Source organism: Streptomyces sp. NBC_01351 (assembly GCF_036237315.1).
Taxonomy (GTDB): Bacteria; Actinomycetota; Actinomycetes; order Streptomycetales; family Streptomycetaceae; genus Streptomyces.
In genome coordinates, this window is sequence record NZ_CP108356.1 from 8,206,726 (window position 1) to 8,220,264 (window position 13,539).

General features: G+C 70.0%; 14 protein-coding genes. 4 read left to right on the top strand and 10 right to left on the bottom strand.

The features are described 5' to 3' along the window. Positions 1 to 158 precede the first annotated feature (158 nt). The 3 genes from OG625_RS37740 to OG625_RS37750 form a co-directional block, all read right to left on the bottom strand. Complete coding sequence (locus OG625_RS37740) at positions 159 to 962, bottom strand: tetratricopeptide repeat protein (protein ID WP_329391270.1); 804 nt, start codon at positions 960 to 962, stop codon at positions 159 to 161. A gap of 42 nt (positions 963 to 1,004) precedes the next feature. After that, positions 1,005 to 1,289 carry a hypothetical protein gene (locus OG625_RS37745; protein ID WP_329389973.1) on the bottom strand — a complete coding sequence of 95 codons (285 nt, stop codon included), beginning with the start codon at positions 1,287 to 1,289 and terminating at the stop codon, positions 1,005 to 1,007. A 635-nt stretch (positions 1,290 to 1,924) separates the two neighbouring features. Next, a complete protein-coding gene (locus tag OG625_RS37750) occupies positions 1,925 to 2,053 on the bottom strand; it encodes a hypothetical protein (RefSeq protein WP_329389975.1) in 129 nt (42 codons plus the stop codon). A 106-nt stretch (positions 2,054 to 2,159) separates the two neighbouring features. Between OG625_RS37750 and OG625_RS37755 the strand changes: the two genes are divergently transcribed. Both OG625_RS37755 and OG625_RS37760 read left to right on the top strand, forming a co-directional pair. Then, complete coding sequence (locus OG625_RS37755) at positions 2,160 to 2,267, top strand: sigma factor-like helix-turn-helix DNA-binding protein (protein ID WP_329389977.1); 108 nt, start codon at positions 2,160 to 2,162, stop codon at positions 2,265 to 2,267. A 74-nt stretch (positions 2,268 to 2,341) separates the two neighbouring features. Beyond that, a complete protein-coding gene (locus tag OG625_RS37760; protein ID WP_329389979.1) occupies positions 2,342 to 3,157 on the top strand; it encodes a DUF1206 domain-containing protein in 816 nt (271 codons plus the stop codon). 705 nt (positions 3,158 to 3,862) lie between these two features. Here the strand turns inward: OG625_RS37760 and OG625_RS37765 are convergent. The 6 genes from OG625_RS37765 to OG625_RS37790 all read right to left on the bottom strand — a co-directional run bounded on the left by OG625_RS37765 (position 3,863) and on the right by OG625_RS37790 (position 8,495). Further along, a complete protein-coding gene (locus OG625_RS37765) occupies positions 3,863 to 5,233 on the bottom strand; it encodes an NAD(P)/FAD-dependent oxidoreductase (protein WP_329391272.1) in 1,371 nt (456 codons plus the stop codon). An 83-nt stretch (positions 5,234 to 5,316) separates the two neighbouring features. Next, a complete protein-coding gene (locus tag OG625_RS37770) occupies positions 5,317 to 5,442 on the bottom strand; it encodes a hypothetical protein (RefSeq protein WP_329389981.1) in 126 nt (41 codons plus the stop codon). A 115-nt stretch (positions 5,443 to 5,557) separates the two neighbouring features. Then, positions 5,558 to 6,022, bottom strand: coding sequence for an ATP-binding protein (locus tag OG625_RS37775; protein ID WP_329389983.1), 465 nt, complete (start codon positions 6,020 to 6,022; stop codon positions 5,558 to 5,560). A 167-nt stretch (positions 6,023 to 6,189) separates the two neighbouring features. After that, positions 6,190 to 7,140 (bottom strand): sensor histidine kinase, encoded by a 951-nt coding sequence (locus OG625_RS37780; RefSeq protein ID WP_329389985.1) that lies wholly within the window; start codon positions 7,138 to 7,140, stop codon positions 6,190 to 6,192. After that, on the bottom strand, positions 7,137 to 7,565 hold the full coding sequence (locus tag OG625_RS37785; RefSeq protein ID WP_329389987.1) for an STAS domain-containing protein: 429 nt from the start codon (positions 7,563 to 7,565) through the stop codon (positions 7,137 to 7,139). Before OG625_RS37785 ends, OG625_RS37780 begins: the two co-directional genes overlap by 4 nt. A gap of 9 nt (positions 7,566 to 7,574) precedes the next feature. Then, complete coding sequence (locus OG625_RS37790) at positions 7,575 to 8,495, bottom strand: SigB/SigF/SigG family RNA polymerase sigma factor (RefSeq protein WP_329389989.1); 921 nt, start codon at positions 8,493 to 8,495, stop codon at positions 7,575 to 7,577. Between the two features lie 220 nt (positions 8,496 to 8,715). Here OG625_RS37790 and OG625_RS37795 point away from each other — a divergent pair, with 220 nt between their 5' ends. Next, the gene (locus OG625_RS37795) at positions 8,716 to 9,063 is read left to right on the top strand and encodes an STAS domain-containing protein (protein WP_329389991.1); all 348 of its coding nucleotides are present in this window, start codon (positions 8,716 to 8,718) and stop codon (positions 9,061 to 9,063) included. Here the strand turns inward: OG625_RS37795 and OG625_RS37800 are convergent. After that, positions 9,058 to 9,516, bottom strand: a complete 459-nt coding sequence (locus OG625_RS37800; protein ID WP_329389993.1) for an ATP-binding protein — start codon at positions 9,514 to 9,516, stop codon at positions 9,058 to 9,060. The two genes, OG625_RS37795 and OG625_RS37800, sit on opposite strands and share 6 nt — an antisense overlap. Positions 9,517 to 9,772: 256 nt before the next feature. Here OG625_RS37800 and OG625_RS37805 point away from each other — a divergent pair, with 256 nt between their 5' ends. Beyond that, on the top strand, positions 9,773 to 13,513 hold the full coding sequence (locus OG625_RS37805; protein WP_329389995.1) for a HAMP domain-containing protein: 3,741 nt from the start codon (positions 9,773 to 9,775) through the stop codon (positions 13,511 to 13,513). The last annotated feature ends 26 nt before the right edge of the window (positions 13,514 to 13,539 follow it).

The following is a 13,539-nucleotide window of genomic DNA, read 5'->3' on the forward strand; positions in this document are numbered from 1 at the left end:
CCGGGTGAGGGCGGAGCTGGGTCGAGAGCGACGGTGATCGCCGATGGAACGTTGGTGTTCGGGCGGGGAGGTCGGCATGAGGCGATCGAGGTTCCGGGACCTGAGCTGACTAATCCCAAGAGCGTCACGTTTGCTCCCGTAGCGTTGAGCATGTCCATTCAAAGCTGGCTGCTGTGCTTATCGGACCCTGGTGTCCCGTCCTCGTCGGAGGAGCGGGACACCTCCGTATCGCTGTGCAGGGTGTCGGGGTGATCGTGGCCGACGACCTGTTCGTACGCGCTGAGGACCTGCTGGTGGAGGTCGGCTGCTTCCCGATGCCGGCCGAGGTCATCGAGCGCGAGCGCGAGGTTGTTGCGGCTGTTCAGGCTGTCGGGATGGTTGGCGCCGAGGACGCGTTCGTAGCCGACGAGCGCCTCTCGGTGGAGGTCGGCCGCTTCTTGGTGGTGGCCGAGGTAGCCGAGCGCGAGGCCTAGGTTGTTGCGGCTGTGCAGGGTGTGAATGTGGTTGGGGCCGAGGATGCGGTCGCGGGCGGTGAGGATGTGCCGATGGTGGTCCGCCGCCTCTTGGTGGCGACCGAGGTGGTCCAGCGCGTTGGCGAGGTTGCTGCGGCTGAGGAGGGTGTCAGGGTGGTCCGCGCGGAGGATGCGTTCACGGGCCGTGAGGACCTGGTGGTGGAGGTCGGCCGCCTCCTGATGCCGGCCGAAGAGATCGAGCGCGTTGGCAAGGTTGTTGCGGCTGTACAGGGTGTCGGCATGGTCGGGGCCCAAGGAGCGGGCAGTGATCTCGTGCGCCGCATGACGCAGCTGGAGTGCGCTGCCGTAATCGCCCGCTTCCGTGAGGGACTGGCTGATGTGATCGACGGCGTCGGCGAGGTGGCGGTTGCGCTCGTTGGCGGTGTGCTCTGCGGCGACGAGGAGGTGAGGGGCGAGGAGACGAGCAGCAGAGCCGGAGGTTGGTGTGATGCGTCGCCCGCGCCGATGGACACTTCCACGGTCCGAACGCTCTCACGCGGAAGCCACTACTTCACCGGCCATGACCTGAGGAGGGTTGGGGAGCAGTGATGCGAGGTTCTCCCGCACGAACTCTGCCGCCCTCACCACCGATTCCTCGGCGCCGGCCCGGTCCTGGAAGACGCTGGTCGAGACCATCACTCCATCCCCGGCATCAACCCAGTAGTAGGCCACGAAGCCGGAGACCTGCCGGATGAGCGGCACGAACCCCTCCTCCACCAGGCGCCCTGCCTCGCTCGGATTGCTCACCCCTTCGTACCGCCGGACTGCTGCGTACATCGTCGAGCTCCCTACTGGGGTTGCGGGTTCATCACTTGCTGGGTGCTTGTACCCCTAGAGCAGCGGCCTGGCTCGTCTGAGGTCCGGTAATCACCTGAAGGGCGGCCTCAGGTGATCCCGAGGGCGGCTTCCGCCCTCCTGGCCACCCACGCCGAACTCGCAGGCGAGCCATGGGAGAGGAGCGCAGGGCTACCGGGCCCCCGCCGGGCTGCTACGACTCCCGCGGTGCAGACGCTCCTGGGGTGTGCCGCACGTTCACTTCGCTCCGTATTTGCACAGCAGCAGTCCCGGCGTACTGGGCGGATCCCCGACTACGTGCGCCAGCGCTTGGACGCGGCCGTCGATGACATGCCCCGGTTCGGCGGGGGCCCGGCCGGCCGCAGCCGCGGGGTGACCTAATCAGCTCCGTAGGGCGCACCGACTGGTTCTGTCCCTGGCAGCATCCGTGCCGAAGTTATGTCGACCGGTAGAAGGCACGGCATGAAGCAAACACTCAATGAACGGCTGGCGGTGCTGGAGTGGCTCGGAAAGGGCTGCCCCGAAGGATCTTGGGCCTCCACCACCTACAAGACCAGCTGCCAGGCCCTGCAAAATCGTGGGCTGGTCACGGCACTGCCTTGCATGTGTGCTGTCGGTCAGTCGTCCCTGATCAGGCCGGCGCCGACCAGGCAGCCGTCGACCAAGTCCGGACGGTGCTGGATCTGCTTGAGCCTGGGTTTGACGGCGAGCCCCGCACGCACCCTCGCCGAGACCCTCGGCGACATCGATCCCGCCCTTGGAGACCGTCGCGGGCTGGCATGCGCTGGCGTCCCTGCCGGCCCGGAGTGGACGAGCGCTCCAGCCGGGCCTGCGACTGAGCTTGGGCAGGAGATGACCCAGGCGGGGATAGGGGCCGAGATAGGACTCTCCCAGACGCACGTCTCCCGCATCCTCTCGCGCACCCTGCGCGAACTGCGCCCTCAGCTGCTGCACGGCTGACGTGCCCGGCGCGGTCTCGCATGGCGCCGGCCGGACCGGGCAGGTGCAGCGTGGGAGACCATCAGAGGTGACTCATGTCGGCATCCATCGGCGGAACCCGGGCCCGCGGCACGCACACGGCAGTGGCAGTGGCTGCCCGGTGCGGCCTGGCCACGCGCGGGGTGCTCTACGTACTGGTGGGCCTGCTGGCCCTGCAGATCGCGGGCGGGGACGCCGGGGAGGTGGCCGACAGGTCGGGGGCGCTCAGCGAGCTCGCCGGCCGCCCCTACGGGCGGGTGCTCGTGTGGGCCATCGGCATCGGCCTGGTGGCGATGGCGCTGTGGCGGCTTTCGGAGGCCGTCTTCGGTGCAGCCGGACCCGACGGACGGAAGCTCACCAAGCGGGTCGCGTCCGCCGCACGCGCTGTCTTCTATGCGGCGGTGGCCTTCTCGGTACTGGTCTTCGCCGCCGGCGAGGGCGGCGCACGCTCCAGTGACGAGCAGTCGCGGGACGTGACTGCCAAGGTGCTGGAGGCCCCGGCGGGCCAATGGCTTGTGGCGCTGGCGGGCCTCGCCATCGCCATAGGCGGCATCGTGATCATCGTGGGCGCGGCCCGGCTCACCTTCCGCGAGGAGATGGACATCGGCCACCTGCCCGAGCGCCTCCGCCAGGGCGTGGAGGCGCTCGGTGTCATCGGCGGCATCGCACGTGGCGCCGTGTTCACGGCTGCCGGCGGAACCCTCGTCTACGCGGCCATCTCCTATGACCCGGGGAAGGCCAAGGGCTTGGATGACACGCTCCGCTCCTTCGCCCAGACCCCCGTCGGCCCGTGGCTGCTGCTCGTCGTAGCGACGGGCCTGTTGCTGTTCGGTGTGTTCTCCTGGGCCATGGCTGCATGGCGGCGGGTGTGAGGAGACGTCCCTTGGTTCGCCGGTCCGCAGGCGCGCTCACCGTTGATCCCCAGACCGGCCCGACTCGAACGCCGGGACCGCGCTGTCCTCGCTCATCGAGCCTTCGCACCCAGCTTTCCACCCGGACCCAGCGGCTTTCACTCCTCACCCCGAGACCACACAGGCAGGCAGGTCCGGAGGAACTGACCTCACGTGAACTGGGAACTCCGGAATCACCCCGGTGGGGAATGGGCTTCGGAGCGGATCGGGCTGATCGGCTTCGTGGCGCGCCCGCCCGCGGGCGCTGATGGCGCTGTAGCAATGCAAAAGGGCGGCCGCACGCGGCGCCCGGGGGGACGGGGCACGGCGCGCGGCCGCCGATCTCGGCGGGTCGCCGCCCCGCTCGAACGGCGACCCGCCGACATTCATGCGTATGGCCCCGAACCGGGGGCTCAAACAGGAACACCGGAAAAGATTCGGCGCCCGGCCGGCGCCCCTCCGCGTATGGCGCGGCAACTGCAGACCTGACCGCACACAACAGCGTTCGGCTGAAGGGCAGGGTCAGCGTCACCCTCCAGGGAGACCCCCGCGCGGTGGAGCGGGTGCATGCCGCGCTCGCCGGGCACTTCGCCATCGAGGACACCGGGGCCGTCTCGGGTGACCAGGAGAAGGAGATCGGACTCCGCCTCCGCTCCTGACCAGCCGGGGAGGACAGACAGGCACCGCTTACGGGAGGCGTCCGGCGCGCAGTGAAGCCGTGTGCTCGCGCACTTGTTCGGGCGTCAGGTATGCGTCGGTGTGCTCGAACTCCCGCAGTGTCGGCGGCCTCCACGTCTGGAAGCCCGTCCGTACGAAGTCGTCTCCCGCGATTGCGTTGAGCATCCAGTTCGTCAGCACCCGCGTCTTGGCCACGTTCGTGCGCAGCGCCGCCCAGTGGTAGCCCCGTGCCACCGCCTGCGCCGGCAGGCCGCGCAGCTCGATGCCGAGCGGCCTGGAGACACCGTCGCGTCCTCCCAGGTCCACCACGAGCCCCAGGTCCTTGTGCCGGTAGGGCACGAGCGGCTGGTGGCGCAGGATCGCGATGAGGTTGTCGGCGGCAGTGCGCCCCTGCCGCTGAGCGTGCTGGGCGGTGGGCGCACAGATCGCCCCCTCCCCGCCCGCGGCCACGTCCGGCACCGCGGCCGCGTCGCCGAGCGCGAAGACTCCCGCAAGGCCGGGCACCGTCAGGTCGGGGGCGACCACGAGCCGCCCGCGATCGGTTTCGGCCTCCAGGGCGGCGATGAGCGGGCTGGCGGCCACCCCGGCGGTCCAGATCAAGGTGCGGCTGTGCAGGACACGGCCGTCGGTGAGCGTCAGCTCGTCGGGACCGGCTTTGGCGACGGACACGCCGAGCGAGACCTCGACGCCCCGTCGGCGCAACACGTCCAGGGCGGACTTGCCCAGCGCCTCGCCGAGTTCGGGCATCAGCGCCGGCGCGATGTCCACCAGGTGCCAGCGGATCTGTCGCGGGTCCAGGCGCGGATAGCGCCGGATCGCGTGGTGGGTGAGCCGCTGCAGGCAGGCCGCCGTTTCGGTGCCGGCGTAGCCGCCGCCCACGACGACGAAGCAGAGCCGTGCCGCCCGCTCCGCCCCGTCCTCGCAGGCGTCGGCGAGATCGAGCTGGGCGATGACGTGGTCGCGCAAGTGGGCGGCCTCGGCGAGGGTCTTCATGCCGCGGGCGTGCTCGGCGAGCCCGGGGATGTCGAGGGAGCGGGTGACGCTGCCCGGGGCCAGGACCAGGTGGTCGTAGGCCAGGGAGGTCGGCTCGCCCGAGATCTTCCGTACGACGCACACCTTCCCTCGCGTGTCCACACCGACGGCGCCGCCCGGGACGATGCGTGTACGGTGTGTGCGGCTGCGGCGCAGGGACACGGCGATCGACTGCGGGGTCAGGACCCCGGCGGCCACCTGCGGCAGCAGCGGCAGGTAGAGCTGGTAGGAGGACGGGGTGATCAGGGTGATCTCGGCCTCGGTGGGGGAGAGCCGCCGCTCCAGGCGTCGTACGCACTCCACACCGGCGAATCCGGCTCCCACCACGAGAATCCTCGGACGTGCCACGGCTGTCATGGCTGCCACGGCGTTTCTCCCTTCCCTGGGCTTGCTGGTCCACTGACTGCGCGTCTGCCCCGGCCGGTGGATTCCTACCGGTGCCGGGCCAGGGAGTGGACGAGTACGAGGAGGGCGAAGGCGATGACGATCAGGTGGAGCCAGGCGGGGCCGGGCGCCGGGGTAAGGGACAGGTTGACGACGGGCGGATTCGATGTCATGCCGCGCGCCTGCCCCCATCCGCCGGATTGACGCTCCCGAATGTGCAAGCACGCCGATCAGCGGCACTCGGTGGGCGGAATCGACCGGCCTTCCGAACGGGCGGACCCGGCCGGGTCACCGGCCCGTGGACCTGCCCGAAACCAGCCGGGACGCCTCGATCTCGGCCCAGACGGCTTTGCCGTTCTCATGGGTGCGGGTGCCCCAGCGATCGGAGATGCGCTCCACGATGTAGAGGCCGTGTCCGCCCGGGAGTCCCCGCTGCGGGGAGGGGTGGCGGCGGGGCGGCGTCGTCGTACCGTCGAAGACCTCGATCCGCAGGACCTCACCGGCCGTGAGCGCGAGCTCGATGCAACCACCCGCGTGCAGCGACGCGTTGGTCAGCAGTTCGGACACGAGGAGCAGGGTGTCCTCGGCGGTCTCGGTCCCGTCCCAGCCCCAGTCCAGCAAGGCCTGGTGCGTGAAGTCGCGGCCCTTGGCCACGTGGCCGCGAACGCCGGACAGGGCGAGTCGACGGCGCTGCCCCGCGACGGAAAGCCCAGCGCGCAGTGGATCGCGTGCTTCCGGCCCGATGGTTTCCACTGTGGTCTCTTACCCCCCACCGTTGACACTGGTCTCTGCTCGTGGGAACCGTCGCGGTCCCGGCCGGAGCGGCCGGCGACTTCACGGCCCCGCTGTTCTGGAGCCCGCCCACGACCCGGGAACGAGGACACCTGAGCAAGTCCGTGCAGTCTAGGCGACCGCCGCTCTCACGGGGCTGTCATGTGCAGCCTCAGAGTGAGGTCGTCGGCCGAGGCGCGGATCTCCACCAAGTCGCACAGCTGATGGATCATCCACAGGCCGCGGCCTCCATGGGGCGACGCCAGCGAGGGGCGGCGGCGCCCCGCCAGCGGATCGGCCAGGTGGCCGCCGTCGCGGATCTCGGCCACGACCCCGGAGCCGGCGGAGTGCCACAGGCGCAGGGTGCCCTTCCCGCCCCCGTGGGAGAGGGAGTTGGCCGCGGCCTCGCTGACCGCGAGGACGAGATCGCCGCGCCGCGCCGCGCTCAGGGCCGTGCCGCGGGCCCAGGCCTCGGCGTACTCGCGCACCTCGCCCAGCTGCCCGTGGGCGTACTCGAACCGGAGGGCGGCGCCGTCGGGTTCCGGCAGCGGGTGATCACAGTCGGAGCAGACCGCCGAGGCATTGGCGTAGGCCGGGCTGACCACGTCCTCGCCCTTCTCGATCAGCGTGGGGTGGGTGCGCCGGGCATCGGAGACCACTGCGGCCGAAAGGCCCAGGACGTCGTACGGGCACAGGATGGTGGCCCGCCGCTCCGCGAAGGCGGTGTTGATGAGGGCCTCGTGGCGCGTGGCCTCCAGCACCTCGGCCTGCGAGCGGCCCGGCCAGATCGGCTCGCCCACGATCCGGGCGGACCGGCCTGCGTATCGGTCCGCGAAATCCTGCAAGTCGGCCAGGATGCGGCCGGGATTGCGGCCCAACCGCGTCATGTCCGTCCACGTGACCTCGGCCGCGTCCACGTCGAGGCTTTCGCGCAGGGCATCCAGACGCGCACCGGGCACGGCCACGAGCACCGGCTCGTCGGCCGCGAGAGCGGTACGTACGAATGCGCCGACTCCTGCCAGGTACTCCGCCTGACCCTGATAGAAGAAGGCGGGGTGGACGAAGGCTCCGGAGGCGGTGGACGCAGGAAGGTTGATCATGCTGCGACCTTCAGCGTGGCACATTCGTCCGGGAACATCTCCGCCACCTTGCGGAGCGAGTAGGGCGGGTGGTGGAGCAGCAGGCGACGCCCCTGCCCGGTGACGGTGGCGGTGGCCTGTACCAGGGCGGCGACGGCGGCCGTGTCGAGGAAGGCCACGGCGGAGAGATCGAGGTGGACGATCCGGCCGGGGATCCGGGTGACGACACCGAGCGCCGCGCTGAGGATCGGCCGGGTGTCGAAGTCGCAGCTGCCGCTCAGGAGGGCGCCGGGACGGTCGCGCAACGGCTCGGCGGTCAGCGACGGAGTCGTCCCCGGTCCCGCGTTCGCGCACCGCACGACCGCGTCCGCCCACACCACGTCGTCGTAGAGCGCCTGCGCGGCCGTGGGCGGGACGGACCCGTCGTGTCGGTGATGCGATGGCATGGCCGCTGCCTACTCCGAGAGCATCCCGGCACGCAGCCGGGTCAGGGTCCGGGACAGCAGACGCGAGACCTGCATCTGCGAGATGCCGAGTTCGGCGCCGATCTCGGCCTGGGTCTTGTCCTGGCCGAAGCGCAAGCGCAGGATCAGCCGGTCGCGTTCGTCCAGCTCTTCCAGCAGGGGCGCGAGGGTGTGGAAGTCCTCGAAGAGTTCCATGGCCGGGTCGACCTCACCGAGCCGGTCCGCCGGCGGCCGCGCCGTCCGGCTCGTCGTCGACGGCTCGTCGCTGTCGGCGGTGTCCAGGGAGCCACTCGTATAGCCGTTGGCGGCGACCAGCCCGTCGATGACCTGCTCCTCCGTCAGTTCGAGGTGCTCGGCGACCTCCTTGACCGTCGGCGCACGGCCCAGGACGTCGGTCAGGGCCTCCTGGGCCTTGGCGAGCTCGATGCGCAGTTCCTGGAGGCGCCGCGGGACGTGCACGGCCCAGGTGGTGTCGCGGAAGTAGCGCTTGATCTCACCGGTGATGTAGGGGAGGGCGAGGGTGGAGAACTCGACCTCGCGCTCGGGGTCGTAGCGGTCGATGGCCTTGATGAGGCCGATGGTCCCCACCTGGATGATGTCGTCCATGTCGAGGCCGCCCCCGACGGCGCGGGAGCGGAAACGTCGCGCGGCGAACTGGACGAGTGAGAGGTTCATCTCGATCAGGGTGTTGCGGGCGTACTGGTACTCGCGCGTGCCCTCCTCCAGGGTGCGAAGGCTCCGGAAGAAGAGCTTCGAGAGCTCGCGCGCGTCGGCGGGCGCCATCTCCCCGGCGTTCTTCACCTCGGGCAGTGCCACGTCCTGCGCCGTGGCTTCCACCGTGTCGGGCACAGCGGGGGCGGTCTGCACGCCTGTTGCACGAATGGGGCTTACGGCGATGGCCGAGCGAGACATGTGGCCGTTCCCTCCCGATTGACTGACGGCTGCTCGGGCGCTCCTGCCCACTCCCCTCGGTCCTACACGCCTCGCGCCGAAGATCGGTGTTCGGCCTTCGTCGGACAGGGTGTCGGCCACCTCAGCGCGTGTGCCGCGATCTGGGCGGCCTCGTCCGGTAGACGAGCAGGCATACTCGCTTGCGGAGGCCGTACAGGTGACGATCCGGGGAGGCGCGGAGATGACCGGAGCAAGGGACGCGAAGGGTGAGGGCGTGGTCGGGGAAAGCTACCTGGCGGGTGCCGGGTGGGTGGTGGCCGCGCACGGCGAGCTCGACCAGGACACGCTGGGCCCCCTGGAGGAGGCGCTCGCCTCTGCCGCGGATCAGCACCAGTTGGTGGTGCTCGACGCCGGCTCCGTCACCTTCGGCGACTCGTCGTTCTTGAACCTGTTGCTCCGGCTGCACCATCTCACCACGCTGCGCATCGCCGCCCCCGGAGATCAGCTCCGCCGCCTCTTCGCCCTGACGGGCGCCGATACCGTCCTCTCCCTGCACCCGAACGTCGAGGACGCCGTCCGCGCGTCATGACGGGCGAGCCCCGCCCCGGCCGGGAGGTGGGCCGGTGTGAGGGGCGGGTCCGCCCCAGGGGCGGAAGCAGGCGGTGATCGCCTTGCCGCCGTGGAACGCGTGGACGTCCCAGGAGTCGGCCAGGGTGGCGACGATGGCCAGCCCCCGGCCGCCCGTGGCGCCGGCGTCGGCCGAGCTCGGGCCGGGCAGCCGCGGATCGGAGTCTGCGACGCTCACATGGAGGCAGCTGCCGTCCCACGTCAGCACGAGGTGGGCGGTGCACGCCGCATGCAAATGGGCGTTCGTGACGAGCTCGGAGACGCTCAGAAGCACGGAATGCACCGTGTCCGCAGCCGAGTTGTTCCACGAGAGCGATGCCAGGTGCCAGGCGGTCCACTGCCGTGCCGCCCGCACTCCCTTCGAAACCGGAAACGAGCGTGCCCAGCCCACTGCCTTGACCGCCAATGCCCTCACCCCACTTCATCGGTTGTGTCGTTCGTCACCGGTTCGTCTACCCGCTGTTTGGGCAAGCACCCGCTGCTTCCGCGGCAGTCCGCGGAAGCGCTGCCTCCGAATGATCGGGTGTGCCTTATGGTCCATTTGGCGGTGCCGGCCCTCACCGACTGGTTGTGGGCTTGCAGTTTCCCGGCCCGGGCCGGGGGATACGGTGCGCTCCCGTGCCGATTCCTCCGTGCCCGGAGCGGTCGATGTCTAGAGTGAGGTGGGCGGGATGGCTGAGCGGACGGACGCGGAGTCACTGAGCGGGTCAGCTGCGCTTCCGTGCGAGGACGGGATCGGCGAATCGGAGTTGCGCCGGCTGCTGGCCGGCCTGACAGCCGTGCGGGACGGGGATTTCCGTACGCGGCTGCCCGATACGGCGGACGGGCTGCTCGGCGAGATCGCCACGGTCTTCAACGGGATGGCCGATCAGCTGTCGCTGTTCACGTCCGAAGTGACGCGGGTGGCACGCGAAGTGGGTACCGAGGGAACGCTCGGTGGTCAGGCGGACGTACCGGGTGTCGGAGGCGCGTGGCTGGACCTCACGGATTCGGTCAACTTCATGGCCGGGAACCTCACGGCCCAGGTGCGCTCCATCGCCCAGGTTGCGACCGCCGTGGCCAAGGGCGACCTCTCCCAGAAGATCAACGTCGACGCGCGCGGGGAGATCCTGGGGCTGAAGGAGACCATCAACACGATGGTCGACCAGCTCTCCGGTTTCGCCGGCGAGGTCACCCGGGTCGCCCGGGAGGTCGGCACCGAGGGCCGGCTGGGTGGTCAGGCGGACGTCAAGGGGGTCTCCGGCACCTGGAAGGACCTCACGGAGTCGGTCAACGTCATGGCCGACAACCTGACCGCGCAGGTCCGCTCGATCGCGGAGGTCACCACCGCGGTGGCCCAGGGCGACCTGACACAGAAGATCCGGGTGGACGCGCGCGGGGAGATCCTGGAGCTGAAGGAGACCATCAACACGATGGTCGACCAGCTCTCCGGTTTCGCGGACGAAGTCACTCGGGTCGCCCGCGAAGTCGGCACCGAGGGAAACCTGGGGGGCCAGGCCACGGTCCGCGGCGTGGCGGGAACCTGGAAGGACCTCACCGACAACGTCAACTCCATGGCGAGCAACCTCACCGGGCAGGTCCGCAACATCGCCCTGGTCACGACGGCCGTGGCCAACGGTGATCTGTCGAAGAAGATCGACGTGGATGCCCGTGGCGAGATCCTGGAGTTGAAGACCACCATCAACACGATGGTCGACCAGCTCTCCTCCTTCGCGGCCGAGGTCACGCGCGTCGCCCGCGAGGTGGGCAGCGAAGGCCGCCTGGGGGGCCAGGCCGAAGTGGAGGGCGTCTCCGGCACGTGGAAGCGTCTGACGGAGAACGTCAACGAACTGGCCGGGAACCTGACCCGCCAGGTCCGGGCCATCGCCGAGGTCGCCAGCGCGGTCGCCGAGGGCGACCTCACCCGTTCGATCACGGTCGACGCCTCCGGCGAGGTCGCCGAACTCAAGGACAACATCAACTCGATGGTCGGCTCGCTGCGGGAGACCACCCGCGCCAATCAGGAACAGGACTGGCTCAAGACCAATCTGGCTCGCGTCTCGGGCCTGATGCAGGGCCACCGCGACCTCGCCGCCGTCGCCGAACTCATCATGGACGAGCTGACGCCGCTGGTCGCCGCCCAGTACGGGGCCTTCTACCTCGCCGAGGACGGCCCCCACGGCACCGTCCTCACTCTGGTCGGCTCCTACGGGCGCCCCGCCGGCGCCAGGGGCACCGGCTTCGCCCTGGGGGAATCCCTGGTCGGGCAGGCCGCGCGCAGTCACCGAGCCATCTTCACGGACCAGGTCCCCGGCGACTACGTCATCTCCTCGGGCCTCGGCCACACCACCCCCGGCAGCCTGATCATCCTGCCGATCGTCGTGGATGACCAGGTCCTCGGAGTGATCGAGCTTGCCTCCTTCGGGGCCTTCACCCCCGTGCACCGGGACTTCCTGGGCCAGTTGATGGAAACCATCGGCGTCAACCTCAACACGATCGTCGCCAACGCCCGCACCGACGAGCTCCTCGGCGAGTCCCAGCGACTCACCGGCGAACTGCAGGCCCGCTCGGAGGAACTCCAGATCCAGCAGGAGGAACTCCAGCGCTCCAACGCCGAGTTGGAGGAGAAGGCGGCCCTCCTCGCCAGCCAGAACCGTGACATCGAGACCAAGAACCTGGAGATCGAACAGGCCCGGCAGGAACTGGAGGACCGTGCCCGGCAGTTGTCGCTGGCCTCCACCTACAAGTCCGAGTTCCTGGCCAACATGAGCCACGAGCTGCGCACACCGCTCAACAGCCTCCTCATCCTCGCCCAGCTGCTCGCCCAGAACCCCGCCCGCAACCTCACCCCGAAACAGGTCGAGTACGCGGGCGTCATCCACTCGGCGGGCTCGGACCTGCTCCAGCTGATCAACGACATCCTCGACCTGTCGAAGGTCGAGGCCGGAAAGATGGACATCAACCCCGAGCGGGTGCACCTGTCGCAGCTGTTGGAATACGTCGAGGCCACCTTCCGCCCGATGACCACGCAGAAGAGCCTCGACTTCACCGTCACCACCGCCCCCGACGCCCCGGCCGACCTGTACACCGACGACCCGCGGCTGCGTCAGATCCTGCGCAACCTGCTGTCCAACGCGGTCAAATTCACCGAACGCGGCGGCGTCGAGCTGCGGATCGAACCGGCGACGGGTCCCGACGTCCCCGCCAGGCTCGCCGGCCGCGCGCCCCTGGTGGCCTTCCGGGTACGGGACACCGGCATCGGCATCCCCGAGCAGCAGCTGGAGTCCGTCTTCGGCGCGTTCCAGCAGGCAGACGGCACCACCAGCCGCAAGTACGGCGGCACCGGCCTCGGGCTCTCCATCACCCGCGAAATCGCCCAACTCCTCGGCGGCGCCGTCACCGCGGAGAGCACACCAGGGCAGGGCAGCACCTTCACCTTCTACCTGCCGGCCGTCCGCGCGGACCACGATCGGGCCGCCCTCGCCGACGCTCCGGCGCCCGCCTCGCACGGCGCCGCCGAAACCGAGAACCCCGAACGCGGTCGTGCGGGTATCGCCCTGCCGCCGCAGCGGCAGGCCCGCCGCCTCCTGGTGATCGAAGAACGTCAGGGCGGCCTGCTCTCCCTCGTCGCCGAGAGCGCCGACCGGGACTTCGCCCCCAGCCACCGACCGACCGGCGACCGCGGGGGCATCCAGGTGGTCAACGCCACGAGCTCACGGGAAGCCGCCGCTGCCCTGGCATCGGCCTCCTTCCACTGCGTGGTCCTCGAACTCGACATGCCCGGCGGCGAAGCCTTGCGCTTCCTTGACGCGCTCGACGGGGACCCGGCGCTCTCCTCCCTGCCCGTCCTGGCGCACGACAACTCCCGTCTGAAGACGGGGCAGGAGCAGGCGCTGCGGGATCGGGCCGGGTCACGCCACTTCGAACTGCTGTCGAGTCTGGACGAGCTCCGGGAGCGCATCGTGCTGCACCTGTCTTCCGATCAGCCGGGGGATGTGCTGCCCCTCGTACAGGGGGGCGCGGAGCCGCAGCATGTCGCCCAGCCGCTCGATGACGACCTGGCCGGACGTACCGTCCTCGTCGTCGACGACGACGCGCGCAACCTGTACGCCCTCAGCGGCGTGCTCGAACTGCATGGTGTACGCGTGCTCCACGCCGAAGACGGGCGCAAGGGCATCGAGATGCTCACCCACAACGAGGGCGTCGATCTGATCCTGATGGACGTGATGATGCCGGAACTGGACGGCTACGCGGCGACCGCGGAAATCCGGCGGATGCCGGCCTACGCCGGTCTGCCGATCATCGCGGTCACCGCCAAGGCGATGCCCGGCGACCGGGAGAAAAGCCTCGCCGCCGGGGCCAGTGACTACGTGACCAAGCCGGTCGACGCCGACGACCTCATCGCCCGCGTCCGGCCCTGGCTCACGAGATGACCGCCGTCCCGTCGGAAGTGTCCGCG